The organism is Pantoea rodasii, from assembly GCF_002095465.1.
GTDB classification, from domain to species: domain Bacteria; phylum Pseudomonadota; class Gammaproteobacteria; order Enterobacterales; family Enterobacteriaceae; genus Pantoea; species Pantoea rodasii.
The window spans coordinates 30,318-56,570 of sequence record NZ_MLFP01000015.1 but is presented as its reverse complement, the minus strand read 5'-3'; the positions used below and the strand labels follow the sequence as shown (position 1 = coordinate 56,570).

At 53.1% G+C, this 26,253-nt stretch carries 24 protein-coding genes and 4 pseudogenes; 19 read left to right on the top strand and 9 right to left on the bottom strand.

Going from position 1 to position 26,253, the window contains the following annotated elements:
- Positions 1–113 precede the first annotated feature (113 nt).
- A complete protein-coding gene (locus HA45_RS17410) occupies positions 114–1,085 on the top strand; it encodes a polysaccharide deacetylase family protein (RefSeq protein ID WP_100702017.1) in 972 nt (323 codons plus the stop codon).
- On the opposite strand, the pseudogene HA45_RS17405 reads toward HA45_RS17410, so the two are convergent.
- Positions 1,060–2,090, bottom strand: a pseudogene (locus tag HA45_RS17405) (glycosyltransferase family 9 protein). The gene HA45_RS17410 and the pseudogene HA45_RS17405 sit on opposite strands and share 26 nt — an antisense overlap.
- Positions 2,091–2,267: 177 nt before the next feature.
- Here HA45_RS17405 and HA45_RS17400 point away from each other — a divergent pair.
- From HA45_RS17400 to coaD, 6 genes and pseudogenes are all read left to right on the top strand, one after another.
- Positions 2,268–3,257 (top strand): glycosyltransferase, encoded by a 990-nt coding sequence (locus HA45_RS17400; RefSeq protein ID WP_100702019.1) that lies wholly within the window; start codon positions 2,268–2,270, stop codon positions 3,255–3,257.
- Positions 3,258–3,330: 73 nt separating this feature from the next.
- Positions 3,331–4,395, top strand: a pseudogene (gene rfaQ / locus HA45_RS17395) (putative lipopolysaccharide heptosyltransferase III); the annotation flags it as partial.
- Between the two features lie 3 nt (positions 4,396–4,398).
- Positions 4,399–5,532 (top strand): glycosyltransferase family 4 protein, encoded by a 1,134-nt coding sequence (locus HA45_RS17390; protein WP_100702021.1) that lies wholly within the window; start codon positions 4,399–4,401, stop codon positions 5,530–5,532.
- 85 nt (positions 5,533–5,617) lie between these two features.
- A complete protein-coding gene (gene waaA / locus HA45_RS17385; protein WP_100702022.1) occupies positions 5,618–6,892 on the top strand; it encodes a lipid IV(A) 3-deoxy-D-manno-octulosonic acid transferase in 1,275 nt (424 codons plus the stop codon).
- A gap of 3 nt (positions 6,893–6,895) precedes the next feature.
- Positions 6,896–7,672, top strand: a complete 777-nt coding sequence (locus tag HA45_RS17380) for a glycosyltransferase family 2 protein (RefSeq protein ID WP_100702023.1) — start codon at positions 6,896–6,898, stop codon at positions 7,670–7,672.
- Positions 7,669–8,154, top strand: coding sequence for a pantetheine-phosphate adenylyltransferase (gene coaD, locus HA45_RS17375; protein ID WP_100702024.1), 486 nt, complete (start codon positions 7,669–7,671; stop codon positions 8,152–8,154). Before HA45_RS17380 ends, coaD begins: the two co-directional genes overlap by 4 nt.
- Here the strand turns inward: coaD and mutM are convergent, their stop codons facing one another.
- The 4 genes and pseudogenes from mutM to radC all read right to left on the bottom strand — a co-directional run bounded on the left by mutM (position 8,155) and on the right by radC (position 10,349).
- Positions 8,155–8,964 carry a bifunctional DNA-formamidopyrimidine glycosylase/DNA-(apurinic or apyrimidinic site) lyase gene (mutM, locus tag HA45_RS17370; RefSeq protein ID WP_100702025.1) on the bottom strand — a complete coding sequence of 270 codons (810 nt, stop codon included), beginning with the start codon at positions 8,962–8,964 and terminating at the stop codon, positions 8,155–8,157. It abuts the gene before it with no gap.
- Between the two features lie 70 nt (positions 8,965–9,034).
- Positions 9,035–9,202, bottom strand: coding sequence for a 50S ribosomal protein L33 (gene rpmG / locus HA45_RS17365; RefSeq protein ID WP_001051798.1), 168 nt, complete (start codon positions 9,200–9,202; stop codon positions 9,035–9,037).
- A gap of 11 nt (positions 9,203–9,213) precedes the next feature.
- The gene (gene rpmB, locus HA45_RS17360) at positions 9,214–9,450 is read right to left on the bottom strand and encodes a 50S ribosomal protein L28 (protein WP_007885297.1); all 237 of its coding nucleotides are present in this window, start codon (positions 9,448–9,450) and stop codon (positions 9,214–9,216) included.
- A 243-nt stretch (positions 9,451–9,693) separates the two neighbouring features.
- Positions 9,694–10,349: pseudogene (gene radC / locus HA45_RS17355) on the bottom strand (RadC family protein).
- A gap of 197 nt (positions 10,350–10,546) precedes the next feature.
- Between radC and coaBC the strand changes: the two are divergent.
- The 3 genes and pseudogenes from coaBC to slmA all read left to right on the top strand — a co-directional run bounded on the left by coaBC (position 10,547) and on the right by slmA (position 12,905).
- Positions 10,547–11,757: pseudogene (gene coaBC, locus HA45_RS17350) on the top strand (bifunctional phosphopantothenoylcysteine decarboxylase/phosphopantothenate--cysteine ligase CoaBC).
- Positions 11,735–12,193, top strand: a complete 459-nt coding sequence (gene dut, locus HA45_RS17345) for a dUTP diphosphatase (RefSeq protein ID WP_162288453.1) — start codon at positions 11,735–11,737, stop codon at positions 12,191–12,193. The pseudogene coaBC and the gene dut overlap by 23 nt, the downstream one beginning before the upstream one ends.
- 115 nt (positions 12,194–12,308) lie before the next feature.
- Positions 12,309–12,905 (top strand): nucleoid occlusion factor SlmA, encoded by a 597-nt coding sequence (slmA, locus tag HA45_RS17340; RefSeq protein ID WP_100702029.1) that lies wholly within the window; start codon positions 12,309–12,311, stop codon positions 12,903–12,905.
- 96 nt (positions 12,906–13,001) lie between these two features.
- Here the strand turns inward: slmA and pyrE are convergent, their stop codons facing one another.
- Both pyrE and rph read right to left on the bottom strand, forming a co-directional pair.
- Positions 13,002–13,643 (bottom strand): orotate phosphoribosyltransferase, encoded by a 642-nt coding sequence (gene pyrE / locus HA45_RS17335; RefSeq protein ID WP_100702030.1) that lies wholly within the window; start codon positions 13,641–13,643, stop codon positions 13,002–13,004.
- 49 nt (positions 13,644–13,692) lie between these two features.
- Complete coding sequence (gene rph, locus HA45_RS17330) at positions 13,693–14,409, bottom strand: ribonuclease PH (protein WP_100702031.1); 717 nt, start codon at positions 14,407–14,409, stop codon at positions 13,693–13,695.
- Between the two features lie 147 nt (positions 14,410–14,556).
- Here rph and HA45_RS17325 point away from each other — a divergent pair, with 147 nt between their 5' ends.
- A complete protein-coding gene (locus HA45_RS17325; RefSeq protein ID WP_100702032.1) occupies positions 14,557–15,741 on the top strand; it encodes a NupC/NupG family nucleoside CNT transporter in 1,185 nt (394 codons plus the stop codon).
- 55 nt (positions 15,742–15,796) lie between these two features.
- On the opposite strand, the gene HA45_RS17320 is transcribed toward HA45_RS17325, so the two are convergent.
- Entirely contained in the window at positions 15,797–16,240 is a 444-nt protein-coding gene (locus HA45_RS17320; RefSeq protein ID WP_100702033.1) for a DUF3574 domain-containing protein, read from the bottom strand.
- Positions 16,241–16,414: 174 nt separating this feature from the next.
- Here HA45_RS17320 and HA45_RS17315 point away from each other — a divergent pair, with 174 nt between their 5' ends.
- From HA45_RS17315 to HA45_RS17280, 8 genes are all read left to right on the top strand, one after another.
- Positions 16,415–17,278, top strand: coding sequence for a YicC/YloC family endoribonuclease (locus HA45_RS17315; RefSeq protein WP_100702034.1), 864 nt, complete (start codon positions 16,415–16,417; stop codon positions 17,276–17,278).
- A gap of 424 nt (positions 17,279–17,702) precedes the next feature.
- Complete coding sequence (gene lpxP / locus HA45_RS17310) at positions 17,703–18,626, top strand: kdo(2)-lipid IV(A) palmitoleoyltransferase (RefSeq protein ID WP_100702035.1); 924 nt, start codon at positions 17,703–17,705, stop codon at positions 18,624–18,626.
- Positions 18,627–18,764: 138 nt separating this feature from the next.
- Positions 18,765–20,207 carry an efflux transporter outer membrane subunit gene (locus HA45_RS17305; RefSeq protein WP_240629215.1) on the top strand — a complete coding sequence of 481 codons (1,443 nt, stop codon included), beginning with the start codon at positions 18,765–18,767 and terminating at the stop codon, positions 20,205–20,207.
- 72 nt (positions 20,208–20,279) lie between these two features.
- Positions 20,280–21,422: an alanine racemase gene (locus HA45_RS17300; RefSeq protein WP_205960950.1), complete on the top strand. Its 1,143-nt coding sequence runs from the start codon at positions 20,280–20,282 to the stop codon at positions 21,420–21,422.
- Between the two features lie 216 nt (positions 21,423–21,638).
- Positions 21,639–22,034 carry a polyketide cyclase gene (locus HA45_RS17295; protein WP_100702036.1) on the top strand — a complete coding sequence of 132 codons (396 nt, stop codon included), beginning with the start codon at positions 21,639–21,641 and terminating at the stop codon, positions 22,032–22,034.
- 436 nt (positions 22,035–22,470) lie between these two features.
- Positions 22,471–22,737, top strand: a complete 267-nt coding sequence (locus HA45_RS17290) for a hypothetical protein (protein ID WP_100702037.1) — start codon at positions 22,471–22,473, stop codon at positions 22,735–22,737.
- A gap of 74 nt (positions 22,738–22,811) precedes the next feature.
- Positions 22,812–23,456: an oligosaccharide flippase family protein gene (locus HA45_RS17285; RefSeq protein WP_100702068.1), complete on the top strand. Its 645-nt coding sequence runs from the start codon at positions 22,812–22,814 to the stop codon at positions 23,454–23,456.
- A gap of 322 nt (positions 23,457–23,778) precedes the next feature.
- On the top strand, positions 23,779–24,396 hold the full coding sequence (locus HA45_RS17280; protein ID WP_034823853.1) for a trimeric intracellular cation channel family protein: 618 nt from the start codon (positions 23,779–23,781) through the stop codon (positions 24,394–24,396).
- Here HA45_RS17280 and ligB read toward each other — a convergent pair.
- Positions 24,334–26,079: an NAD-dependent DNA ligase LigB gene (ligB, locus tag HA45_RS17275; RefSeq protein WP_100702038.1), complete on the bottom strand. Its 1,746-nt coding sequence runs from the start codon at positions 26,077–26,079 to the stop codon at positions 24,334–24,336. The genes HA45_RS17280 and ligB overlap by 63 nt on opposite strands.
- Positions 26,080–26,253 lie beyond the last annotated feature (174 nt).

Below are 26,253 nucleotides of genomic sequence, written 5' to 3'. Positions count from 1 at the left end.
ATATTAGCGCAGATCCGTCATGTTTTTCGCCTGTTTCATGCCCGGGCAAATAGTTTTGCGTCGCTGAATGGCTCAGCGTAACATTGCGATTTTATTGGCTTCAGGCGGCGAACATGACCCGGCACGCGTTCCTTATCACCATTGACACTGAAGGCGACAACCTTTGGCGCAATCATCGTTCAATCACCACCGAAAACACCGGCTATCTGCCACGTTTTCAGAACCTGTGCGAGCGTTATGGTTTTAAACCCACCTGGCTGACCAACTATGAAATGGCGATGGATCCTGCTTTTGTGGAATTCGGTAAAGATGTCATCGCACGCAAACAAGGTGAGATTGGCATGCATCTTCATGCATGGAACAGTCCGCCTGAAGCCCCGCTCACCGATGACGACTGGCGTTGGCAGCCTTTCCTGGTTGAATATCCAGATACCGTGCTGCGCGATAAAGTCGTTTATATGACTGATCTGCTGGAAGAAAAGTTCCAGACCAAAATGCTCAGCCATCGTGCAGGTCGTTGGGCATTTGATGAACGCTACGCCGCCGTTCTCACCGAATTGGGATATCAGGTGGATTGTTCCGTTACTCCACGCGTGAATTGGTCCTACACGCGCGGTGCACCGCAGGGAAAAGGCGGAACCAACTATACTGATTTCCCGTTCAAACCTTACTTCATCGATCCGCAGGATATCTCACGCAGCGGCGACTCTTCACTGCTCGAAATCCCTATGAGTATTCAATACAAATACTCGCCGTTGATGAATACCTTCAAACAGAGCATGTATCGACTGCGCGGCAAGCAAAAAAGCCCTGCAGTACATTGGTTGCGTCCGTCTGGCGGTAACCTTGCGGACATGCAGCGCGTGGTGGAGATGTCGCTGGCAGAAGGGAACAATTACACTGAGTTTATGCTGCACAGTTCTGAGTTCATGCCAGACGGCAGCCCAACCTTTAAAAACGAACGCGATATCGAACAGCTTTATGCGGATTTAGAGGCGCTCTTCAGTTGGTTAGCGCCCCGTTTCGTTGGTCAGACCCTTTCGGAATATCACGACAGTTTTAAGCTACAGCAGTCCGCACGTTAAGTTTCTGCCAGGCCTGCCAGACCGTTTCCAGTGCGATATCACTGCATTCACCGGAATCGGTCTGCATAATCTGATACTCACCCGACCATGGATGCCACACCGTGGCATTGGTATCGCCAAAGAACACCACCTGATTTTTATGCAGCCCGGCGGCAAGATGCATTTGCCCACCATCGCTACACAAAATTTGCTCGCAGCAATCAAAACCAGCAATGACTTCTCTCACCGATGCTGTTGGATAGCGCGCCACGCGCGATGAATTGACCAACTGCATTAATTCATCAGCACGGGCCGCATCGCCTTTATCATGCGGATCCAGCGTGCCCTGCGGTGACCAAAACACCAGAACACGCGCCTGCTCATCTTCAAGCAGCTTATTGATGAAAGCCGCATAACTGGCTATCGGCCAGCGACGTTTGGGGCTGCGGCTGCTGATGTGCACGCCATAGACTCGCCCCGGCGTGGCGAAGCTTTGTGCGACACGTGCTTTAGCCGCTTCACGCTCTGCATCTGCGAGATAAAGGTTCACGGACGGCACTGCAGGCAAGCTATCAGTCAATGCTGAGAGGTAAGAAAGGTGTGTTCGACCTGATGGCTGCCCTGAAAATCGTTTTTACTGAAGGGATGGTCGAGCTGAACATCGGGCAAAGCAGCACCAATAATATTGTGCGCGCCGGCCATTTTCGCCAACCGTAAACTGTATTTGCACGGCACCGGATTGGCCAAAATCGTGGCATCAAAGCGCGTTTTACGCAGTGCCAACATGATTTTTACGCGCTGCCAGTAAACACCGAGCGTGGTTTCGTTCTTACCGCGATGTTTGGCTTTTTTGTAAACATACAGACGGTCAACGTGAGGATTATGGCTCACCACATCCTGAGCGATCTTATTAACCAGCAGAGTAATTTTTGCGTCAGGAAACGTGCGTTTCAAACCTTCCAGCAGAGGAGTAGTACACACCATATCGCCAATGTTATCGCGTCGGATAACAAGGATGTTTTTCATACTGATGCCCAGAGTAAAAAGGATTGATGCCAAACATTCCGGCCAGAACCGTTCCTAAAAGCGCAAAAATGCTAGCGAGCTAACTAGTTTTGACCATTAATGTCCAAAAAGTTCTGAATTTCTTAGCAATAATTAACGTTAGAAAATCGTAAATAATTCATAAAATCATAAATAACAATGTCGCTTGATAATCCCGCACTCTCCATCATTACCCCCATGTTCAACGCTGGCGCGATGTTCGAGACGTTTATGCAGTCTCTTTTAGCGCAATCGCTGACAGACCTTGAAATCATCATTGTCGATGATGGTTCCACCGATGGTTCAGGCGAACGCGCTGAGGCTTATGCGCAGCAGCATCCGCACGTACAGGTTATTCACCAGGCTAACGGAGGCGTCTCACGTGCACGCAATGCAGGTTTAGCGGTAGCACGGGGAAAATACGTCACTTTCCCGGATGCGGACGACACCATGAGTCCAGCCATGTACCAAACGCTGGTTGAAATGGCTGAGCGTGACAATCTGGATGCCGCACAGTGCAATGCGGAATGGTTTTTCAAAGCCAGCCAGAAAACCAAACCGTTGATTCCCCTGGATCGCTTGACCAGCACTGGAATATTAAGCGGTCCAGAATGGCTGAACACCGCGCTGCAGACGCATCGATACATGCACGTGGTGTGGCTGGGTATTTATCGTCGTGAACTGATTGAGCAAAACAATCTCACTTTCGAGCCGGGACTGCATCATCAGGATATTCCGTGGACCACGGAGTTCATGTTCAACGCCAAACGCGTGCGCTACACCGATCAAATGCTTTATCGCTATTACCTGCACGATGCTTCCATCAGTAATCGCAAGCGCACCGGTCAGCGCAATGTGGAGTATCAGCGTCACTACCTGAAAATCGCTCAGATGCTGGAAGAGATCAATGCACGCTATCGCGATAAAGTTAGAATCTATCCCGCATTCCATTATCAAATCACGCGTGAAGCGCTCAGCGTCTGTCATTCCATTCGCCGTGAACCGGAAGAGATCGCGCGGCAGGCGATGATTGCGGATCTGTTTGCAACGCAAACCCCTAAGCGAATGCTGCGCAATGCACGTGGCGCGCGGCAGTGGTATCAACTGCTGCTGTGGCTAAGCCGGATTTATCGCTGGCGTAACAAATAAGCGCCGCGGCTGGCTTTCGCCCCTTAGGGGTTTGCCCTACAATCAGCTCACTGAAATTTGAGATCATTTGAGTATGGCAAGCCCGATTCCAGCCCAATTTGCACCGAAAAATATTATGCTGATCAAGCTGCGCCATCACGGCGATATGCTGCTGACCACGCCCGCCATCAATGCGCTCCGCCAGCGCTATCCGCAGGCCAACATTGACGTCCTGTTGTATAAAGAGACGCGGCCGATGCTGGAAGCACACCCCGCCATTCGCCAGTTGCACATCATTGACCGCAACTGGAAAAAAGAGGGCGGATGGGAGAAATTCCGTCACGAGATGGCCCTGCTTTCGGCTGTGCGCGCCTGTCATTATGACGTGGTGATTAACCTCGCCGACCAGTGGCGTAGTGCCATTATCACGCGTTTTTCAGCTGCTCCGGTGCGCATAGGTTTTGCCTTCGCTAAACGTGATCACGCCCTGTGGCGCTGGTGCCATAACCATCTGGTTTCGACTAAAAATCATAATCAGCTCCATACCGTCGAGCAGAATATGGCGGCGCTGGAACCGCTGGGTATCAGCGCGCAAGGTGCCAAAGCCTCGATGCACTTCAGTGCGGCAGATAAACAGAAAGTGCAGGATGCATTGGCTCAGCAAAAGGTAAGCGGGCCGTTTATCGTGCTGCAACCAACATCACGTTGGGTGTTCAAATGCTGGGACGATGAGAAAGTTGCGCAGCTGATTGATACGCTCGCCGCCGATGGCCACACCATCGTGCTGACCGCCGCGCCCGACCAGCATGAGCAAGCGATGATTGCCCACATTCAGTCGCTGTGCCGCAGCGCCAATGTGATTTCACTCGCCGGGCAGCTTTCATTGCCGCAGCTGGCGGCGCTTATCGATGCGGCGCAGCTGTTTATTGGCGTAGATTCTGCGCCTATGCACATGGCCGCCGCACTCGATACGCCCTGTCTGGCGCTGTTTGGCCCTACTAAACTGCAACACTGGCGTCCATGGGGCGAAAACAATCGCGTGATCTGGGCCGGTGATTATGCACCGCTGCCTTCGCCAGACGACATCGATACCAAAACAGAACAACGCTATCTCTCGGCCATTCCGGTGGATGATGTGGTGGCCGCCGCAAGGAGTTTTTGCATGACTAAGTTACGCCTGGCGATTGTCCGGCAGAAATATCGCCCGGATGGTGGCGCTGAGCGTTTCATCTCACGGGCGCTGGAAGCGCTCGACAGCGAGCAACTCGATCTGAATATCATCACGCGTAGCTGGCAGGGCACACCGAATCCAGCCTGGCATCTGCACATCTGTAATCCCACTAAATTTGGGCGCGTATCGCGTGAGCGCGGCTTTGCCCGTGCGGCTCGTGAATGCTGGGAGCGCGAAAAATTCGATATCGTGCAGAGTCATGAACGCATTGCAGGCTGCGATATTTTTCGCGCTGGCGATGGCGTCCATCGCGTGTGGCTGGAGCAACGTGCGCGTATCGTTTCACCCTGGCAGCGTTTGAGCGCCAGCCTGAGCCCCTACCATCGCTATGTTCTGAACGCTGAAGCAGAGATGTTTAATGCAGCATCATTGAAAGCGGTGATCTGTAACTCAGAGATGGTAAAGCAAGATATTTTGCGTCATTTCACGCTAGATGCCGGCAAGATCCACGTGATTCACAACGCCATCGACAGCCAGCGTTTCCAGCCAGCCACAGAAGCTCAGCGTCATACCATGCGCCAGCAATTAACGCTGCCGCAAGATGCCACGGTCATGATCTACGTGGGTTCTGGCTTTGAGCGTAAAGGATTAAAAGCCGCCATTGAAGCGCTCGCCAACAGCGATCGTTATCTGGTTGTGGTCGGCCAGGACAAGCAACTTTCACGCTATCAACAATTGGCCAATCAGCTAAACTGCCTCGATCGCCTGCGCTTTGTCGGTGTGCAGCAGGATGTGCAGCCCTATTATCACGCCGCTGACGCTTTGCTGCTGCCCACGCTTTATGATCCTTTTCCGAATGTGGTGCTGGAAGCGATGGCCTGCGGTTTGGCCGTGATCACCAGCACCGGCTGCGGCGGCGCAGAATTTATCCGTGCTGGTCAGGAAGGCTTCGTCTGTGATGCATTAGATATCAAGGCGTTAAATGACGCCATCATCGCCACACCTGCACTTTTGCAGAATTCTGCCATGGGTGAAGCCGCACGTCGCAGAATCGAACCTTTTGGTCCGCAGCGACTGGCGCAGTCGTTGACCTCACTCTATCAGCATGTGCTGAAGAGCGACTGACGAAGTGGTATGAGCAGGCGGCTAGTTTCTGATAACATGCCGCCTTTCATCTGTTTTTTGACGCGAATCTGTCGTAACGATAACTATGACAACTTTATACACAGCCCTGCTCTATTTGATACAGCCACTGATCTGGCTGCGCCTGTGGCTGCGCGGTCGAAAAGCACCGGCATACCGTAAACGCTGGGCGGAACGCTACGGATACTGCGCGGGCAAAGTTGAACCGCACGGCATTGTGCTGCATTCGGTTTCTGTGGGTGAAACACTGGCCGCCGTGCCGTTAGTGCGCGCGTTGCGCCATCGCTATCCGATGTTACCGATCACCGTCACGACCATGACGCCAACCGGTTCTGAACGCGCCCAGTCAGCATTTGGCAAAGATGTGCATCATGTGTATCTGCCCTATGACTTACCCGGCTCGATTAACCGTTTCCTCGATACCGTTGATCCTCGTCTGGTGATCATCATGGAAACCGAGTTGTGGCCGAACATCATCCGTATTCTGCACCAGCGCCAAATCCCACTGGTGATCGCCAATGCGCGTCTGTCAGAGCGTTCGGCAAAAGGTTATAAGAAGCTCGGTGGCTTTATGCGTGATTTGCTGCAACGCATTACGCTGATTGCCGCGCAGAACAACGAGGATGCCGAGCGTTTCCTGAGTCTCGGCCTCAAGCGTTCGCATCTCGCCGTTACCGGTAGCCTGAAGTTTGATATCTCGGTCACGCCGGAACTGGCGGCCAGGGCGATCACGTTGCGCAGACAGTGGGCATCGCGCCGCCCGGTGTGGATCGCCACCAGCACGCATGAAGGTGAAGAGACCATCATCCTCGATGCGCATCGTCGCCTGCTGCAACAGTTCCCCGATCTGTTGCTGATTCTGGTGCCACGCCATCCTGAACGTTTTAAAGATGCCTGCGAGCTGACTCAAAAGCGCGGCTTCAGTTTCACTCTGCGCAGTAGCGGTGAAATTCCGTCTGGCGCAACGCAGGTGGTGATTGGCGACACCATGGGTGAATTGATGCTGCTGTACGGTATTGCTGATATCGCCTTTGTCGGCGGAAGCCTGGTAGAACGCGGTGGCCATAATCCGCTGGAACCGGCTGCACACGCCATTCCGGTATTGATGGGACCGCATATCTGGAACTTCAAAGATATCTGCGCAAAATTACAGCAAGCCGAAGGTCTGATCACCGTTACCGACGTGATCTCGCTGGAGAAGCAGATCGCTAATCTGCTGCAAGATGATGATTATCGTCGCTACTATGGCCGCCATGCGGTTGAAGTGCTGCATCAAAATCAGGGCGCCTTGCAGCGTCTGCTACAGTTACTCGAACCGCATTTACCGCCACGAGCTCATTAACTCATGCCCCAACGCCAACGTCTCTCTGTGGTGATGATCGCCAAAAACGAAGCTGAACTGCTGCCGGAGGCGCTGGCCTCAGTGAGCTGGGCAGATGAGATTGTGCTGCTGGATTCCGGCAGCCAGGATAACACCACAGAAGTCGCCCGTACGCAGGGCGCACAGGTATATCCGTCTGAAGGCTGGGCGGGCTTTGGCAAGCAGCGTCAGCGTGCACAAGCCCATGCAAGTGGCGATATGATTTTGATGCTGGATGCCGATGAGCGTGTCACCCCAGAATTGCGTCGTGCAATTGAAAACGTGCTTGAGCAGCCGCCTTCCAACACCGTGTACAGCCTTGGCCGCAGTAATTTGTTTCTCGGCCGCTTTATGCGTCACAGTGGCTGGTATCCCGACCGCGTGATGCGGCTTTATCCGCGCGCACTCAATTACAACGACAACCTGGTTCATGAATCGCTGGAAACCCAGGGCGCACCGGTGATAACGCTACCGGGCGATTTACAGCACCTTACCTGCCGCGATCTGATCGCTTTTCAACGTAAGCAGATGAATTATGCCGAAGCCTGGGCGCAAGAGCGTTTTCAGCGTGGCAAACGTTGCGGCCTCTTTTCCATCTTCAGCCATACGCTGGGCGCGTTCCTCAAAACGCTACTGCTGCGTGCCGGATTCCTCGACGGTAAGCAGGGCTGGATTCTGGCGGTGGTGAACGCGCAATACACTTTCAACAAATACTCGGCGCTCTGGGCGCTGCATCACACCTCAACACAAGGCCGCGTATGAGCACTAAAGCGATTTATCCCGGCACGTTTGATCCCATTACGCTGGGCCATGTGGATATTGTGGCGCGAGCGGCGCAGATGTTTGACCACATCGTGGTTGCCATTGCAGCCAGCCCAGGCAAAAAGCCGCTTTTCACCCTCGATGAACGTGTCGATTTGGCGCGGCAGTCAACGGCGCATTTATCCAATGTGGAAGTGGTCGGCTTTAGCGATCTGATGGCGAACTTCGCCAAAGCGCAAAACGCGAATGTGCTGGTGCGGGGATTGCGAGCGGTATCTGACTTCGAATATGAACTGCAGCTGGCACAGATGAATCGCCACTTGCTGCCTACGCTGGAAAGCGTGTTTCTGATGCCGTCCGAGGGGTTCTCGTTCGTGTCATCGTCGCTGGTGAAGGAAGTTGCACGTCATCACGGTGATGTGCAGGCATTTCTGCCTGCCGTGGTGCACCGGGCTCTGCTGGCGAAGCTGGCGCAACCCTGATTAATGCTGGCAGCGTGGACACCAGAAGGTGCTGCGCTGGCCGTGTTTACCACTGACGATTGGCGTACCGCAAGCACGACAAGGTTCGCCCGTACGACCGTACACCTGCAATTCCTGAGCAAAGTAGCCGGGTTTTCCATCGGTTTGCAGGAAATCACGCAGCGTGGTGCCGCCCTGCTCAATCGAACGCAGCAACACGGCCTTGATAGTCGCGACCATCAACTCCGCCTCATCACGACTCAAACTCATCGCAGGTCGATCGGGTAAGATCCCGGCGGTAAACAGTGATTCACTGGCATAAATGTTGCCGACGCCGACCACCACTTTGTTATCCATCAGCCACTGCTTGATTACCGTGCGTTTGCCGCGCGACTTCTCAAACAGATAAGCACCATCGAATTCGTTGCTAAGCGGCTCTGGGCCGAGATGAGCCAGTACGCTGCTGCCTTCCAGGTCAGAGGTCCACAACCATGCGCCAAAGCGACGTGGATCGGTGTAACGCAGCACTTTGCCGTTGCTCATCACTAAATCGACGTGGTCGTGTTTCGCGGCGGGCTGTTCGCCCGGCAAGATACGTAAACTACCAGACATGCCGAGATGAATGATAATCCAGCCGTGTGGCAGCTCCAGCAGCAGGTATTTAGCGCGGCGTTGTACGCTCAACACCGGCTGATCGCTTAGCGCATGGATTTCGTGCGAGACCGGCCAGCGCAGGCGCGAGTTACGCACAATCGCATGCATGATGGTCGCGCCTACCATGTGCGGCTCAATGCCACGTCGGCTGGTTTCTACCTCAGGTAATTCAGGCATGTCATCTCCTCAACAAACCGCAGAAACAAAAAACCCGGCCGAAGCCGGGTTTTTCGCAAGAACACTAAAATTACTTAATTTTAGCTTCTTTGTAGATCACGTGCTGACGTACAACCGGATCGAACTTTTTCAGTTCCAGTTTCTCTGGTTTAGTACGTTTGTTCTTCGTGGTGGTATAGAAGTGACCTGTACCAGCAGAGGAAACCAGCTTGATCTTCTCACGAATACCTTTAGCCATGATTCAGTTCCTTAGTACTTCTCACCACGGGCGCGGATTTCGGTCAAAACCGTATCAATGCCCTTTTTATCAATAACACGCATACCTTTAGCAGATACACGAAGAGTAACGAAGCGCTTTTCGCTCTCAACCCAGAAACGGTGAGAGTGCAGGTTCGGCAGGAAACGGCGTTTCGTCGCGTTCATTGCGTGGGAACGGTTGTTACCCGTTACCGGACGCTTTCCAGTTACCTGGCAGACTCGTGACATTTCTATTCTCCAAAAATCAAATCAGCTCGAGCTTTAAAAACTAGGTTTTGGCCGCCTCGTCAGGCCTTAGCCCGCCCAAGCGAGTTCAATGTGAACCCGCTAAGCTGGCCCAAACGCCAAACCCGAGATTCTCAAAGGTGGCGTAGTATACGCCGCTCAGACCGAGTGCTCAAGTCCCGAACAGATAAAGATCCCTATGGATCGCGTAAAAATGCATCATTTCTGCGCAATCGGGTGGATGTTTTACAGCCATCCGCGCTCTGCGAAAGAGGTAAACTCGCCGTGACCGATCACCAAATGGTCAAGTAAGCGAATATTCAGCAGTGCACAAGCCTGACCGACTTTGCCGGTAATATCACGATCGGCACGGCTGGGTTCGGCTATGCCGGAGGGGTGATTATGCGCCAGAATCACGGCGGCGGCGTTAAGTTTTAACGCTTCACGCACAATTTCGCGTGGATGCACTTCAACACTGGCAATACTGCCAGTGAACATCTTTTGCGCCTGTAACACCCGATGCTGATTATCAAGAAACAGCGCCATAAAAACCTCGCGCTCCTGATGTGCCAGCACACTTTGCAGGTAATGCCGTGTCACCTGCGGATTTTCCATCACGTTTTCCCGCGCCAGCTGGCTGGCAAAAAACGTCGCCCCAGTTCAGCAATGGCGTGCAGTTGCGTAATTTTGGCGGTTCCTACGCCTTTAATCACACTCAGTTCTTCTTCACTCGCAGTCATAATGCGATAGAGCGAGCCAAACTCATTGAGCATCTGTCGTGCCAGCATCATCACGGTGGTGCCGTGGCTGCCGGTGCGCAGAAAAATCGCCAGAAGTTCGGCATCGCTCAATGATTCCGCGCCCATGATGGACAGTTTTTCCCTTGGAGCCAGTTCTGTCATAACATTTTTCTCCCTGCGTTGTGGCGATAGTGCGCGTTTGCCAGATTGCGCACCAGCAGGCCGATTGCGATTTCAGAGCCGGCTCGCAAAGGCCGCAGGCAGTGAAAAGGCGGTCTGTGGATTTTGTGATAAAGTTGCCTGCATCTGCCGCATCACAGCGGCAATCCGTTTTGAGTTGAGGCAAAGAACATGACGGGATTAGCCGGAAAAAAATACTGCTTGGCGTCAGCGGCGGCATTGCTGCTTATAAAACACCAGAGCTGGTCAGACGGCTGCGCGATCGCGGCGCAGACGTGCGTGTCATGATGACTGACGCGGCCAAAGCGTTTATCACCCCGCTCAGCTTACAAGCCGTTTCCGGCTATCCGGTGCTGGATGATTTGCTCGATCCCGCGGCCGAAGCGGCAATGGGTCATATCGAGCTGGCGAAGTGGGCTGACCTAATTGTGCTGGCCCCGGCCACCGCGGATCTGATTGCACGCATCACTGCTGGCATGGCAAACGATTTGGTCACCACCGCTTGTCTCGCCAGCGCAGCGCCTCTGGCCATCGTGCCGGCCATGAACCAGCAAATGTATCGCGCGGCAATCACCCAGGAGAATCTCCAGCGCCTTGATCAGCGTGGCGTCATGATTTGGGGACCGGATAGCGGCAGCCAGCCTGCGGCGATATTGGCCCCGGCCGCATGCTTGATCCGCTGGCGATTGTCGCGCATGCGCTGGAGTGGGCGGCGCCCGTCAACGATCTGCAACATCTCAACATTATGATCACCGCCGGTCCCACTCGTGAAGCTTTGGACCCGGTTCGCTACATCAGTAATCACAGCTCCGGAAAAATGGGATTTGCCATTGCGGCAGCGGCGGCAAAACGCGGTGCAAAGGTCACAGTGGTTGCTGGCCCGGTCACGCTAGCTACACCCGCTGGCGTGACGCGTGTCGATGTGAGTAGTGCCCTGGAAATGGAAGCGGCGGTGATGGCGCAAATCAACCAACAACATATTTTCATTGCCAGCGCTGCCGTGGCAGACTACCGGGCGGCAAACATTGCCGCAGAGAAAATCAAAAAACAGGGTGGCGATGATAACGTCACACTGCAGTTGGTGAAGAACCCGGATATTGTCGCAGGCGTAGCGGCATTGCAGAAACATCGCCCTTATGTGGTGGGATTTGCTGCCGAAACCCAGAATGTGGAAGAATACGCGCGGCAAAAACGGGTGCGAAAAAACCTCGACCTGATTTGCGCGAACGATGTGGCGCAGGCAGGACAGGGATTCAATAGCGACACCAATGCTCTTCACCTTTTTTGGCAGGAAGGAGAGAAAATCTTACCACTCAGTGATAAGACGCTCCTTGGCCAACAATTATTAGACGAGATTGTCAGCCGTTATGATGAAAAAAATCGACGTTAAAATTCTTGATGCGCGTGTGGGTAACGAATTCCCATTACCAACTTACGCAACCTCTGGTTCTGCGGGCCTCGATCTTCGCGCCTGCCTTGATGGCGCACTGGAGATTACCCCGGGCATGACCACGCTGGTGCCAACCGGTCTGGCGATTCACATTGCTGACCCTTCACTGGCCGCCGTGATTTTGCCGCGTTCAGGTCTCGGCCATAAGCACGGTATCGTGCTGGGCAACCTGGTGGGCTTAATCGATTCCGATTATCAGGGTCAACTGATGGTTTCCGTCTGGAACCGTGGTCAGGATAGCTTTACGCTGCAGCCTGGCGATCGTTTGGCACAATTGGTCTTTGTTCCGGTGGTACAAGCCGAATTCAACCTGGTGGAAGATTTTGACACCAGCGATCGCGGCGCGGGCGGCTTCGGCCACTCTGGTCGTCAGTAACACGCGACACCTTTCGCAAGCCATCTTTTTACATCTCGTCGCCACGGGACAAACCGCTTGTGGCTGACGAGGCAGTATTGCCTGTTTTTGGTGAATTTCAGGGGTCTTGAAGGTCATGGCAGAAAAAAAAGCCGCGAAACGGAACCGTCGCGAAGAAATTTTGCAGGCGCTAGCGCAAATGCTGGAGTCGGGCGATGGCAGTCAGCGTATCACCACCGCCAAGCTGGCAGCCAATGTAGGCGTTTCGGAAGCGGCACTCTATCGCCACTTTCCCAGCAAAACGCGGATGTTCGACAGCCTGATCGAGTTTATTGAAGACAGTCTGATTACCCGCATCAATCTAATCCTGAAAGACGAGAAAGAAACGCTCGCGCGACTGCGTTTAATCGTGCAGCTGATTCTGGGATTTGGTGAGCGTAATCCGGGGCTGACGCGTATTTTGACCGGCCACGCGCTGATGTTTGAACAGGATCGCCTGCAAGGGCGTATCAATCAGTTGTTCGAACGCATCGAAGTGCAGCTGCGTCAGGTGATGCGTGAGAAGAAAATGCGGGATGGTGAAGGCTTCCAGACCGATGAAACGCTGCTGGCGAGCCAGTTGCTGGCGTTCTGCGAAGGGCTACTTTCCCGCTATGTGCGCTCTGAATTTCGCTATCGTCCAACAGCTGATTTTGACATCCGCTGGCCGCTGATCGCCGCACAGCTGGTGTAGCGATTTATCAGGTGCGCGCATTCACGGGTGCCCGATAAAACGCAGTGGTTTATTACACGGTCGCCAGCGATGGCGACCGTCATAAAACCCGCGGTGTTAAATACCGTACTCTTTACGATACGCCCGCACTTTCGCCAGATGGTCAGCCATCTCTGGCTTCTCTTCCAGGTAATCAATCAGTTCCGCCAGCGTAATGATCGCCGTGACCTTACACTGGTAATCACGCTCCACTTCCTGAATCGCGGAGATATCACTGCGGCCGCGCTCCTGGCGATCCAGCGAAATCATCACACCCGCCAGCGTGGCATTGTGCGCGCTGATAATGTCCATGGATTCACGAATGGCGGTACCGGCGGTGATCACATCATCCACTAGCATCACTTTGCCCTGCAGCGGGCTACCCACCAACAAGCCGCCTTCACCGTGGTCTTTGGCTTCTTTACGATTGAAGCAATAAGGCACATCGCGGTCATGATGATCGGCCAGCGCGACGGCTGTGGTGGTCGCAATCGGAATGCCTTTATAAGCCGGGCCAAACAGCAGATCGAAATCAACGCCGCCATCCACCAGCGCCTGTGCATAGAAACGTCCCAGTAGCGCTAAATCACGTCCGGTGTTGAACAAACCAGCATTAAAGAAGTACGGGCTTTTACGACCCGATTTCAGGGTGAACTCACCAAACTTCAGCACCCCTTTGTTCAGGGCGAATTCAATAAACTGACGCTGCCAGGCTTTCATTTCTCACTCCTCAAATAAAGAAAAGGCGACTCTATGGTCGCCTGTTATATCAATTTGTTAGCGCTGCTTTTTGCGCCTGAATCAACTGCTCAATGCCGCCTCGCGCTATCGCCAGCAGCTGCAGCAATTCCTCGTGGCTGAACGGTTCACCTTCAGCGGTGCCCTGCACTTCAATCATGCGGCCATCTTCGGTCATCACCACGTTCATATCGGTATCCGCGGCGGAATCTTCCACGTATTCCAGATCGCACAGTGCTTCACCGCCCACGATGCCGACCGAAATCGCCGCCACCATGCCTTTTAACGGGCTGGCTTTTAATTTACCCGCAGCAACCAGCGCATTCAGCGCATCAGCTAACGCGACGCAAGCACCGGTAATCGACGCGGTACGCGTGCCACCATCGGCCTGAATCACGTCGCAGTCCAGCGTAATGGTGAACTCGCCCAGCGCGTCTAAATCGACGGCTGCACGCAGCGAGCGAGCAATCAGACGTTGAATCTCCAGCGTACGACCACCTTGTTTGCCTTTGGCCGCTTCACGCGCCATACGACTATGGGTGGAACGAGGCAGCATGCCATATTCAGCGGTGATCCAGCCCTGGCCTTTACCTTTGAGGAAACGAGGCACACCTTCTTCAACGGTGGCGGTGCACAGCACTTTGGTTTCACCGAACTCAACCAGCACAGAACCTTCTGCATGTTTGGTGTAGTGACGAGTGAGGGTGACGGGACGCACTTCAGATGCGTTACGGCCTGCTGGACGCATGGTTTCTCTCCGGCTTGCTTAGGTTTGGCTGCGCATTATACGGACTTCGTGCGCGGCTGTCCTGCCTACATGCGGCACTTTTCCCGGATGAAATTTAGCCTCAGCTGTGGCTAAATGCGCCCTTTCCTCCAAATAAAAAGACAAATGATGACAGCGATACTCCATTTCCTGCTGGCGCTGGTGGTGATCTTCGCCCTTGCGCTGTTGGTCAGCCATGACCGCAAACTGATTCGTCCGCGTTTTATTATTCAAATGTTGGTTGTCGAGGCTGCTCTGGGTTGGTTCTTCCTGCATTCAGCGGGCGGCCAATCAGTCGTGACCGCTGTCGGCGGCTTTTTTGAGACCTTATTGACCTTCGCTGCCCAGGGCACCGATTTTGTGTTCGGCAATATGGCGAAACAGGGACTGGCGTTTATTTTCCTCGGCGTGCTCTGTCCGATTGTGTTCATTTCCGCCCTGATCGGCATCTTGCAGCACTGGCGTATTCTGCCGCTGTTGATTCGTCTGGTGGGCACCTTGCTGTCGAAGGTGAACGGGATGGGCAAACTTGAATCGTTCAACGCCGTCAGCACGCTGATTCTGGGTCAGTCGGAGAACTTCATCGCCTATAAAGGCATCCTCGGCGAGATCTCTGCACCGCGCATGTACACCATGGCCGCGACCGCGATGTCGACGGTGTCACTGTCGATTGTCGGTGCCTATATGTCGATGATTGATGCGAAGTATGTGGTTGCCGCGCTGCTGCTGAATATGTTCAGTACCTTCATCATCCTGTCGATCATCAATCCGACACGCCCGGAAAATGAAGAACACATCGCACTGGATAAGCTGCACGAAGATCAAAGCTTCTTTGAGATGTTAGGCGAATACATCCTTGCCGGTTTTAAGGTGGCGATGATTATTCTGGCGATGCTGATTGGTTTTATCGCCCTGATTGCTGCCATCAATGCCCTGTTCGCCGCGGTGTTTGGCTATAGCTTCCAACAGCTTCTCGGCTATGTGTTCTATCCGTTTGCGTGGCTGATTGGCATTCCAACTGCAGATGCCCTGCAGGCGGCAAGCATTATGGCCACTAAGCTGGTCGCGAATGAGTTTGTCGCCATGATTGAACTGAAGAAAGTCGCTGCCGAAATGTCGCCGCGCGGTCTTGGTATTCTGTCGGTATTCCTGGTGTCGTTTGCTAACTTTGCTTCAATTGGCATCGTGGCGGGTGCCATCAAAGGGCTGAATGAGCGCCAGGGTAATGTGGTTTCGCGCTTTGGCTGGAAGTTAGTTTACGGCTCGACGCTGGTCAGCCTGCTGTCTGCCGCGTTTGCGGGGTTATTTATTTAGCATCCACAAGGGCGGCCTCAACTCGGCCGCCCCCACACTGAGGCTGTTTTCGCGCTTAAAACGACACGCACACCAGCGCATCAACGCGCATCACCGACTCCTGATCGAAGCGCTTTTTATAAACATCGCGCAGCGCATTGATGCTGTCAGAACTGCTTCGGTCCGGCTGGTGAATGAGCATCAGCGCTTTACTGTTTTCCCGCGCCAGCTTGCCCCCCTCTCCCAGCCATTGTCCTTTACCGTCATACACTGAGAGGCCATCTTTAAATCGCGGTGTGACATCATTATCAACGAATTGCTGCCACTCGCTGCTGCTCACCGTGCCGCCTTTCGGCTTGTTCATCCCAAACCACAGTGTGGTTTGCATCATAATGTCTCCCGCGCCGCAGACTGCAACGGGAGCGGTATTGGGTGGGATCTGTTCTCGAGGGGCAGCAGGTGTCTGGCATCCGGCCAGAAAGAAGACGAGCACTAACGGCATCGCCAATTTATTCAGCATCATAGCCTCAGATTGTTTAGGTATCACACAGGACATCATAGGGGGTGAATGGCGGAAACGTCACCCTTTTCACTGAAAGTTGCGCGCTGCGTTAGCTCATTGCGCTTATGCCTATCATGGTTTGGCTGCCGTCACTATAATGCGAGGAACATTCCTGAAAATGAGTACAAGCTTATGATCCGCAGCATGACCGCTTACGCCCGCCGCGAAGCAAAAGGCCACTGGGGCAGCGCCGCCTGGGAACTTCGCTCGGTAAACCAGCGCTATCTGGAAACCTACATCCGTCTGCCGGAACAATTTCGTAGCCTGGAACCGATGATTCGCGAGCGCATCCGCAATCGCCTGACGCGCGGTAAAATAGAGTGCAACCTGCGCTTTGATGCCGATCCCAGCGCGCAAGGTGAGCTGCAACTGAATGAAGCCCTGGCGAAACAGCTGGTGCGATCCGCCAACTGGGTGAAAATGCAGACCGATGAAGGTGCAATCAACCCACTGGATATTCTGCGCTGGCCGGGCGTGATGTCGGCACAAGAACAAGATCTTGATGCGATTAACACTGAGTTAATGGCCGCTTTGGATGGCGCGCTTGATGACTTCATCATTGCACGTGAAAGCGAAGGTACTGCGCTCAAGTCTCTGATTGAGCAACGCCTGGAAGGCGTGTCGCTCGAAGTGAGCAAAGTCCGTGCGCAAATGCCGGAAGTGGTGAAATGGCAGCGTGAGCGTTTAGTCAGCAAGCTGGAAGAAGCCGAAGTGCAGCTGGAAAACACGCGCCTTGAGCAGGAATTGGTGATGATGGCGCAGCGTATTGATGTGGCGGAAGAGCTGGACCGCCTGGATGCGCACGTTAAAGAAACCTACAACATCCTGAAGAAGAAAGAAGCGGTCGGCCGCCGTCTCGACTTTATGATGCAAGAGTTCAATCGTGAGTCGAACACGCTGGCCTCTAAGTCGATAAACGCCGATATCACTGCATCAGCCATTGAGCTGAAGGTGCTGATTGAGCAGATGCGCGAGCAGATTCAGAACATCGAGTAAATCTTCAATTTTGCCTTTCATGATAAGGTCCGATAACTCGGGCCTTATAGTCTGCACTGGCGTGACATAGCGTTTCGCTTATGCACTAGCCCAATTCACTGCCTTTTCAATGTAAAGATTGTGAAAGCTTTGATGATTATGCGTGTCAATTACTGACCAAACCTGACTCTGCATAAACCGTATGGCCTTTCACTATTGGCAAGTAGTTCATTGTTTATAAAGTATAATTTTCAACGAAGTCGGTATGTTTTTTCGGGAAATAACTGCTTTTAATGAAACCTCTCAATCTCAAGGATTGCAGAGATTACGTTTCTTTGAGGGCACTATTTGCTAATCTACTGGTCGTAATTAACACAGTCGTACCGCCAGGAATTCATGGACACCCTTCTTTGCGCGATACATTTATTCTCTCCCTGAAGGCGTTATGAAGAAAAACGGGCAGTTCAATTCCAAACTTTTACACCCCCGCTACTGGTTCACCTGGTTTGGACTCGGTGTGCTGTGGCTGCTGGTGCAACTCCCTTATCCTATCTTGATCCGGCTGGGCGCATCTGCTGGCAAGCTGTCACGTCACTTCCTGAAGCGTCGTGAGCGTATCACCCGCCGCAATATCGAACTCTGCTTCCCGAATATTAAAGAGGAAGAAACAGAGGTGTTGATCGCCGGTAACTTTGAATCACTGGGCATGGCGCTGGCGGAAACCGGCATTGCCTGGTTCTGGTCTGATGCACGCGTGCGTCGTTATTTCCAGGTTGAAGGCCTGCACAATCTGCAAAATGCACAAAAAAACCATCGCGGCGTGATGGCGATTGGTGTGCACTTTATGTCACTGGAACTCGGTGGCCGCATTACCGGGCTGTGTCAGCCAATGATGGCGATGTATCGCCCGCATAATAATCAGGCAATGGAATGGGCGCAGACGAAAGGTCGTATGCGATCGAACAAGGCAATGATTGATCGTCGCGATCTGCGCGGTATGGTGCAGGCGCTGAAACAGGGCGAAGCAGTATGGTTCGCACCGGATCAGGATTACGGCCCGAAAGGCAGCGTGTTCGCACCGCTGTTTGCCGTAGAAAAAGCCGCCACCACCAACGGCACCTTTGTGTTATCACGTCTGGCTAAGCCGGCCATGCTGACCATTGTGCTGATTCGTAATGCCGATAAAAGCGGCTATCAGCTGATCATCCAGCCGGAGTTAGAAAACTATCCGTATGAAGATGAGGCAGCTGCTGCGGCTTATATGAATAAAGTGATTGAGAAAGAGATCCTGCGCGCGCCAGAGCAGTACCTTTGGCTGCATCGCCGCTTTAAAACCCGTCCACCGGGTGAAGCCTCGCTTTACATTTAATCTGATCATGCAGCAGGTGCTCGCCTGCTGCTCCTCTCTGCCGCTCACATTTACCAACCATTCTTAACGAAAAACAGGTTTGTCAAAATTTGCACAGACTCATGTAATGGTCGGCTCTCTCCTCTTCTGACCGAAAACATGACTTTGCTATTTACGACCAAACCGCGCGCCATGCTCGCGCTTGCTGTTGCCAGCGCCCTGCTGGCCGGGTGTGCCAATCCGCACGGCTTACATCCTCATAACTCACTGCTCGATGCTAACTCTCTTCAAGCCAATGAATCGCTGAAAGGCGCGCACTTCAGCGCAGCGAACTGGCCAAAAACAGAATGGTGGCAGAGTTTTAATGATGCACAGCTCAACCGGCTGATTGCCGATGCCATGACATCCAGTCCGGATTTACAGGTGGTGAACGCGCAGGCGGACAAAGCTAACGCACAAGCCATCGCCGCCGATGCTGAACGCTATCCCGATGTGGATCTCAATGCCGGCATCACGCGTTCGCGAGTGGCAAAAGTCGACGACCCACTTCTGCAAGGTAAAACTTACAGCACGCTGCGCACTGCCAATATCGGTATGAGCTACACCTTTGATTTATGGGGCGGTAAGAAAGATGCGGCTGAAGCGGCGCTGGGCCAGGCACGCGCCAGTGAGTTAGACCGCCAGGCCAGCCAACTGACGCTGGCCGTCAACGTGACACGTGCGTGGAACAGCCTGAATCTGGCCTGGTCGAACGCTGAACTGGCAAAACAGAATGCCGATCGTTCCAATGGCATCGCCAAAATTCAGCAGCAGTATGTTAGCGCCGGACTGACGTCAGACTATCAATATAAGCAGGCGCTGTCACAGCAGAAAACTGCTGAAGCGACCCTGACCGAAGCCAAACAGAATGTCACCGATGCGGGCATTCAACTCTCCACGCTGATTGGTAAAGGGCCGGATTACTGGCGCCAACTGAAGCCGGCGAAAATGGATGTCCCGATTGCCGCCACACTGCCAGGTAACATTCCGGCAGAACTGCTGGGCCGCCGTCCGGATGTGGTGGCGGCGCGCTGGCGCGTGGAAGCGGCATCAAAACAAATTGCCGCAACCAAAACCGAGTTCTACCCCAACATCAACCTGGTGGCGGAAGCCGGTACGCGCTCGCTGCTCGGCGATGCGTTCTTTGGCGCACCCAGCCAGTTCTTTAACGTTGGCCCAAGCCTGTCCCTGCCGATCTTTGATGCCGGTAAACGCCGCGCTGATTTAGCAGAAAGTGACGCTAACTATGATTTGGCCGTGGCGCAGTACAACAAGCTGCTGATTGGTTCGCTGGGCAATATCAGCGACACCATCACCCAGCTGCAGTCGATTCAAAATCAGCTGGCGCAGCAGCAGAGCGCAAATCAGTTAATTCACAGCGCGTGGGATGATTTAAACCGCGAATACACCGCAGGATTGCGTCCGTATCTTGATGTACTCACCATTCAGAATCAGCTCATCGAGTCCGATCAAAAACTGGTGGCGTTGCAAGCACAGCAAATCAATCTGGCAGTGGTGCTGATTGAAGATTTGGGCGGCGGATTCCAAAACGCCAAGGGATAAGCTTACGGCTGGCATTCTGCCACTCATTGATGAATGATGGTCCGCACCTTGAATAACCTGCGGACTATCATGATGGAACACAATGCCAAAGCAGGCTGGTTACGGCCTCTCATCGCTGACCGACTGACCCCTTATCTCGAAATTGATGCGGCGCGCCTGCAACGCAATCTGCAACACATGCAGCAAAAAGCCGATACCGCTGGCGTCACACTGCGTCCGCACATCAAAACCCATAAAAGCGTCTGGATTGCACAGCAGCAACGCCAGTTAGGTGCGCGCGGTATCACCGTCTCCAAACCCAGTGAGGGCGTGGCTTTCGTGCTGGGCGGCGAGCGTGACTTGCTGCTGGCTTATCCGGTTGTGCACGCCGATACGCTGACGGAATTACTGACCGTAGCGCAGCAATATCAGGCGCGTATAACCTGCATTGCCGACTGCGATCTCGGTGTTGCGGCCATTGCTCAAGCCCATCAACAGCACTCTGGCTGTGCATTGTCGATCGCCATTAAAGTGGATGTGGGATTGCATCGGGTGGGTATCGATCCACACAGCGACGCCGCCGTGGCATTGGCACAGCAGATTAAACAGGCGGGATTACCTTTTGCCGGTCTGGTCTCTCATGCCGGCCATGCTTATGGCGCGGGCAATGCAGCCGCCATCGCTGATGTTGCGCAGCAAGAAATCATCTTAATGCGCGAAGTTCAGCAGCGGCTGCTTGCGGCGGGCTTTACGCCTTGCCCGATTTCCGTGGGGTCAACGCCTACCGCATTAGCCGCGCCCGTGGCTGAGGGCAGTGAAGAAATTCGTCCGGGGAACTATGCGCTGCTGGATCTCACTGCATGGCGTCTGGGTTTATGCACGCCTGATGCGCTGGCACTTAGCGTGGTCACACGTGTGGTGGCGGTGAATCCACATTTCGCGATTATTGATGCCGGCTCCAAGATGCTCAGTTCTGATAAAGGTCCACACGGCACTAACGCCAGCGGCTTTGGTATTGCCGTTGATGAACAGGGCAACCATTACGATGTGCTGAAGCTATCGGAGGAGCATGGTTTCCTTCAATACGGTGAACATACGCCAGCGCTGGGTGCTCTGCTGCGCATCTTCCCGAATCACAGCTGTGCGGTAGTGGCGCAATCTGATCACTTTGTTTTACGTCATCAGGACGGGACTGCAGAAAACATGGATGTTCAGGGGCGCGGCAAGTTTATCTGATAGCAGGTTTTCACGGGAAACCTCTGTTGCTGCACACTTCCGCGACCGTGACGTTTGCAGCAGAATGCCCATCAGTTAAGGTATTCTTTGCTGTAGGCAGTCTTATTATTCTGTAGGGTGCGGCCTTCAGGCCGCCCGTATTTGATCGCGGCCATCATGTATCTTTGAATCCACCGCTACAGATTTCCTGCCATTCATTCGCTTAACGGAGGTTCCATGCTGCCATCTCAGACAGTTACGCTGACCATTCCTCGCAACTGGTTAGATTTATATGAAACCATCTGGAAACCTGAATGCTTCGCCAAGTGGGCAAGTGGACTGAGCGCCAGCACCCTCACGCAGGAGGGCAACTATTGGAAAGCCAAGGGGCCAGAAGGATCGGTAAAAATCCGCTTCACGCCGCACAACCCTTTTGGCGTGATGGATCACTGGATTGATACTGGCACCGGCAAAGAGATTTATATGCCGATGCGCGTGATCGCCAATGAGCAGGGAGCGGAGGTTGTCATGGTGGTTTATCGCCAACCCCTGATGTCTGATGAGAAATTTGCGCAGGATGTTGCATGGGTAAAACGCGACCTCGATCAACTCCTTCACCTGTTAACCCATTAGAATCAATGCATTATAAATATGTTATTGCTTTAACTTGCGTTGGAAGTAATCGATAAAAAAGTCATCTTTTTCCACGTAATAGCGTTTAACTGTTTCACGATAACCGTTAGCGATTTTCGTGTTAATCACCAGTCTGGCTAAAGTCTCTTCACCAGGAAAATTCCTGGTGAAGATGCAGCCGAGCAAGCTTAGTCCCTCTGATTTATCGGTGTTTTTTTGTTCTTATTCTCACATCGCGTTTACGCTGCGCTCAAAATGTCGAACAGCACTTATAAATAGTCAATCAGCTGCCTTATCTATTCTGATGCATAGTCTGAAACCATTTATTCCTGAAGTTAATTTATAGGAGTTTTCTTATGGTGTTAATTTAATTAAAACACGGTATAACTCATTCACACACAGCAATACCCGATAATAACAACAGCAGGGAAATAACATGGATCGCTCAACCTATCCTTTGTTGTCTGAAAAAGAATTTGTTGAGATTGCCAGGAGGATACTGGCCGGGGAATATAATAACTCAAAGGGATTTTATAATGATCTTGCGGATTTCCTCCTAACAGGAGGAGATACCGCGAAGACAACCAAAACATTATGCGCCAGGGGCATCTTTATACATTCAGAACATCATTTAATTGAATGCATCTTTACGTGGAAAACCCTGAAAGGTATTTCAGGGTTGCGCCAGGAAACGTTGCATTGATGTGCTCTGTACTCTGGGCTTGCGCCCGGGTGAACCCTTAATTGCATTGGTACATGTACCATAACGAGCAGAACATGGCGATAAGAGAAAAAAATTTGGCCAGCGCCAAATGGTCAATTTTGTCATCTATAAAAATCGTCGGCATTGGTGTTTTACAGCTTTCACTTCTGGCACAAATACTTCAGGCAAACGAGTTAGATCTTCTCGCCATTGCTATCGTGATATTATTGATTATTGACACCCTGGCCGATCGTGGATTTGGCAATGCCGTTATTAGAAATAAAAATCTCAATAACAGCGAACTCTCCATTTTATACTGGGGAAATGTACTTAGCGGCATGATGATATTTGCCGTGCTATTTATCGGCAGCGATGTTTACAGCCGTATAATGAATCAGCCTGAAATGGCGATTATGATGGAAATGATCTCGGTGATATTCATTATTATCCCGCAGGGACAACATTATCGCGCCATATTACAGCGTGAGAAACAATTCTCGCGCATCGCCTTCACAGAAACCTCATCGGTGCTGGTTGGCCTGGGTGTCACACTGTTTACGGTATGGCTGACCCCTTCAGTGCTTTGCGCTATCTGGGGCTACCTTGCCATGGTATCCATCAGAATGCTGGTCTACTGCTACTACGGTCGTTCCTGGTTCCAGCCAGAATACCGTTTTAGCCTGAAAAGTTTCGCTAACGTGCGAGCAAGAAACGGATAATAAAAACAAGTCTGTATGGTGGGCTCTGGGCATCTGTAAAGATGCGTTCGCGTGCTGGTCGCCAGCACGCTTTTTTCTTTTGTGTTTTGTCCTACCCTCATCTCTTCCCGCTTCCATAATCTTTCAAGCAAGAACTCTGGATATCGTCACATCACATTTTTTTATGCGAATCCCTAACGCACTCCCGATTTATCAAGCGGATTAAGCCTGTTAGCATGTTCGGCATCAAAACGGCTAATCCGATGGCGCCTGTCATAGAAAATCTCAGTGGTGATCAATCTGGGAAATCTCTAGGCTGCCCGCCAATCTTTTGGAGTGCTCTATGTTATTAACCGTTCTCTACATTATTGGTATTACCGCCGAAGCCATGACCGGTGCGCTGGCTGCGGGTCGTCGCAAGATGGACCTGTTTGGCGTGATCATTATCGCTTCTGTTACCGCGATTGGCGGCGGTTCGGTGCGCGACATCCTGCTGGGGCATTATCCGTTGAGTTGGGTAAAGAACCCGGAATACATCATGATCGTGGCTGCCGCTGCAGTGGTAACGACTTTTGTTGCTCCGCTGATGAATCATTTGCGCAAAGTATTTCTGGTGCTCGATGCGCTCGGCCTGGTGGTGTTCTCAATCATTGGCGCACAGGTCGCACTGGATTCAGGCCATGCGTCAATTATCGCCGCGATTGCCGCCGTGATCACCGGCGTATTTGGTGGCGTGCTGCGTGATATGTTCTGCAACCGCATCCCGCTGGTGTTTCAAAAAGAACTTTACGCCGGTATCGCGTTTGCTGCGGGTTGGCTCTACATCCTGTTGCTTAAGACGCCGCTTCCACATGAAGCCGTGGTGATCATTACGCTGCTGGCCGGTTTCTTTGGCCGTTTATTGGCGCTGCGCTTCCGCCTTGGCCTGCCGATCTTCAATTATCCCCACCCCGAGCATTGAAGATGCAGCAGGGATCTCCTGCTGCTGCAAATAGCGGATAAGCTCAAGCAATTCATCATCCTGCAGCATGTTGACAATCCGCTCAGCCAGCGTACGCCCGACACCGGGCAACTGCTGCCACTCCTCTGCTGAGCGAGCCAGCAACGTTGCCCAGTCATTATCCGGCAAGGCTTGTAATGCGGCTCGGGGTAACGGCAAACCTAATGCGCTCACCCAACGCCGAAAGGGTTGCTGGCGTGTCAGATGGAAGCGCTGCCAGATTTCCTGCGCCCGCGCGGATGACATCCCGCTGGTCTGTGCGATCTCTTCAGGTGTCAACGTCAGCCAGGAGAACAGATGGGTGATCGCGCCACGGTTAACTAGCCGCTGCCAGCCGCTACGCTGCACGCCAGGAATATCCAATACCGCTTTCTGACTGAGCCAGCTTAAGCGTGATAAAAATTGCAGTCGGCAATCATGGCTGAAGTGTAAACAAGACAGCGGGTTAAATTCGCCCTGCTGCGGTGCGGCTGGATAATCACGCCCTGTCACTCGCCAGAGCACGCGTTCTAAGCGGGGAATTCCCTGACCGGCTAACGCCACTATCACCTGATCGCCTGCGATGACATCCAGCTCCCGCCAACGCCTTAGCGAACCGAGATTCACTCTGCGCACGGTTTTATCATCCAGCTGAACGGGAATGAGGTTCAGTACCACAGCAATTTTTCCGGTGCGCCCGATGTTAAAATCCACAGACAACACTTCACTGCTAACCTCAACCGGCTGATATTTCCACGCGGCCGACCAATGTCCCTGGCCAGGCTGCCAGTCTCGCCCGGCGCTGACGGGTGATTGATGGATGACCACACCATCGGTGACGAAAGGCAACGTTTCACGGAACCAGCGATCGCGCCACACTTCGGCCTCCTCTTCATTGTCGATCTGGCGACTCCAGTCCTGTGCCAGACCAAATCCCCATCGCGATAGCTGCGCCAGTCGCGCGGGCATCTGCGTTGGGCCATCTGGCCATGCCCAGATAAAAATGCCGATTTCGGCCAGCAGTGGGGAAGCTTCATGCCGCCTCATTGCGCCCGCAACCTGCGCCCTGGCGTTCCGTCCCCCGTCACGTGCTTGTTGATGATCGGTCATAAGCAGGAACAACTCCCCCTGCAATACCACCTCTTCACGATCGGTATTAATACGCGATGGGATCGCCGAAATATGCCCGGCTTTCGCCAGCCACTCTTCCCCACGCAGACCATCACCGCGACTCACCAGTGAAACCAATTGTCCGCGCCGATACAGCAGCGTCACCGCCACGCCATCCACTTTCGGTTGTATCCACAGTGAGGATTTATCTTGCATCCAGTAAGCCACTGCCAGCTTATCGCGCAGTTTCCGCACTCCGGTGTGTGCCACCGGATGGCGAGTGCTGCCGTCCGTGGTGAGCTGTGATTCATCCCGCTGGCGAGAGGGCGTAAAGCAGCGCTGCCACTGACCCAAGCGATGTTGCAGGCTGTCATAATCCGCATCGCTGATCAGGCTTGTACCCTGCCGATAGTAAGCATCGTCCCAGTGGCGCAACTGGCTTTGCAGTTGCAGGATCTCTTGTTCAGCGCGGTTCGGTGACCAGTTGGGACATAGCGCCTCAGCCCCGCAAGCCGCCGTCATTAGCCAGCAGCAGAGAAACGACCATCCTTTCATTGTTGCTCTCCTTTTTGTCTATTGGAGAGTACGGCAGAGAAGATGACCAGTGTTGCAGGTGAAAAAGCGCAAGCGGATTCCAGACTTTTGATGGCGTTTGCAGCGGCTTACTGCGATGTCTGGCGCGGGTTCACGGAAAAAGAATTACCTTAGCCCAACGGCAAACGCTGCGTG

What these genes read in the sequence shown, in the direction of transcription:
- slmA (WP_100702029.1), top strand. Translation starts at nt 12,309, where the DNA reads ATGGCAGAAAAAAAAGCCGCGAAACGGAACCGTCGCGAAGAAATTTTG.
- pyrE (WP_100702030.1), bottom strand. Translation starts at nt 13,643, where the DNA reads ATGAAAGCCTGGCAGCGTCAGTTTATTGAATTCGCCCTGAACAAAGGG.
- rpmB (WP_007885297.1), bottom strand. Translation starts at nt 9,450, where the DNA reads ATGTCACGAGTCTGCCAGGTAACTGGAAAGCGTCCGGTAACGGGTAAC.
- mutM (WP_100702025.1), bottom strand. Translation starts at nt 8,964, where the DNA reads ATGCCTGAATTACCTGAGGTAGAAACCAGCCGACGTGGCATTGAGCCG.
- HA45_RS17380 (WP_100702023.1), top strand. Translation starts at nt 6,896, where the DNA reads ATGCCCCAACGCCAACGTCTCTCTGTGGTGATGATCGCCAAAAACGAA.
- HA45_RS17280 (WP_034823853.1), top strand. Translation starts at nt 23,779, where the DNA reads ATGTTATTAACCGTTCTCTACATTATTGGTATTACCGCCGAAGCCATG.
- HA45_RS17315 (WP_100702034.1), top strand. Translation starts at nt 16,415, where the DNA reads ATGATCCGCAGCATGACCGCTTACGCCCGCCGCGAAGCAAAAGGCCAC.
- coaD (WP_100702024.1), top strand. Translation starts at nt 7,669, where the DNA reads ATGAGCACTAAAGCGATTTATCCCGGCACGTTTGATCCCATTACGCTG.
- rph (WP_100702031.1), bottom strand. Translation starts at nt 14,409, where the DNA reads ATGCGTCCAGCAGGCCGTAACGCATCTGAAGTGCGTCCCGTCACCCTC.
- ligB (WP_100702038.1), bottom strand. Translation starts at nt 26,079, where the DNA reads ATGAAAGGATGGTCGTTTCTCTGCTGCTGGCTAATGACGGCGGCTTGC.
- rpmG (WP_001051798.1), bottom strand. Translation starts at nt 9,202, where the DNA reads ATGGCTAAAGGTATTCGTGAGAAGATCAAGCTGGTTTCCTCTGCTGGT.
- HA45_RS17400 (WP_100702019.1), top strand. Translation starts at nt 2,268, where the DNA reads ATGTCGCTTGATAATCCCGCACTCTCCATCATTACCCCCATGTTCAAC.
- HA45_RS17325 (WP_100702032.1), top strand. Translation starts at nt 14,557, where the DNA reads ATGACAGCGATACTCCATTTCCTGCTGGCGCTGGTGGTGATCTTCGCC.
- HA45_RS17390 (WP_100702021.1), top strand. Translation starts at nt 4,399, where the DNA reads ATGACTAAGTTACGCCTGGCGATTGTCCGGCAGAAATATCGCCCGGAT.
- HA45_RS17295 (WP_100702036.1), top strand. Translation starts at nt 21,639, where the DNA reads ATGCTGCCATCTCAGACAGTTACGCTGACCATTCCTCGCAACTGGTTA.
- lpxP (WP_100702035.1), top strand. Translation starts at nt 17,703, where the DNA reads ATGAAGAAAAACGGGCAGTTCAATTCCAAACTTTTACACCCCCGCTAC.
- waaA (WP_100702022.1), top strand. Translation starts at nt 5,618, where the DNA reads ATGACAACTTTATACACAGCCCTGCTCTATTTGATACAGCCACTGATC.
- HA45_RS17320 (WP_100702033.1), bottom strand. Translation starts at nt 16,240, where the DNA reads ATGCTGAATAAATTGGCGATGCCGTTAGTGCTCGTCTTCTTTCTGGCC.
- HA45_RS17305 (WP_240629215.1), top strand. Translation starts at nt 18,765, where the DNA reads ATGACTTTGCTATTTACGACCAAACCGCGCGCCATGCTCGCGCTTGCT.
- dut (WP_162288453.1), top strand. Translation starts at nt 11,735, where the DNA reads ATGATGAAAAAAATCGACGTTAAAATTCTTGATGCGCGTGTGGGTAAC.
- HA45_RS17285 (WP_100702068.1), top strand. Translation starts at nt 22,812, where the DNA reads ATGGCGATAAGAGAAAAAAATTTGGCCAGCGCCAAATGGTCAATTTTG.
- HA45_RS17290 (WP_100702037.1), top strand. Translation starts at nt 22,471, where the DNA reads ATGGATCGCTCAACCTATCCTTTGTTGTCTGAAAAAGAATTTGTTGAG.
- HA45_RS17300 (WP_205960950.1), top strand. Translation starts at nt 20,280, where the DNA reads ATGGAACACAATGCCAAAGCAGGCTGGTTACGGCCTCTCATCGCTGAC.
- HA45_RS17410 (WP_100702017.1), top strand. Translation starts at nt 114, where the DNA reads ATGACCCGGCACGCGTTCCTTATCACCATTGACACTGAAGGCGACAAC.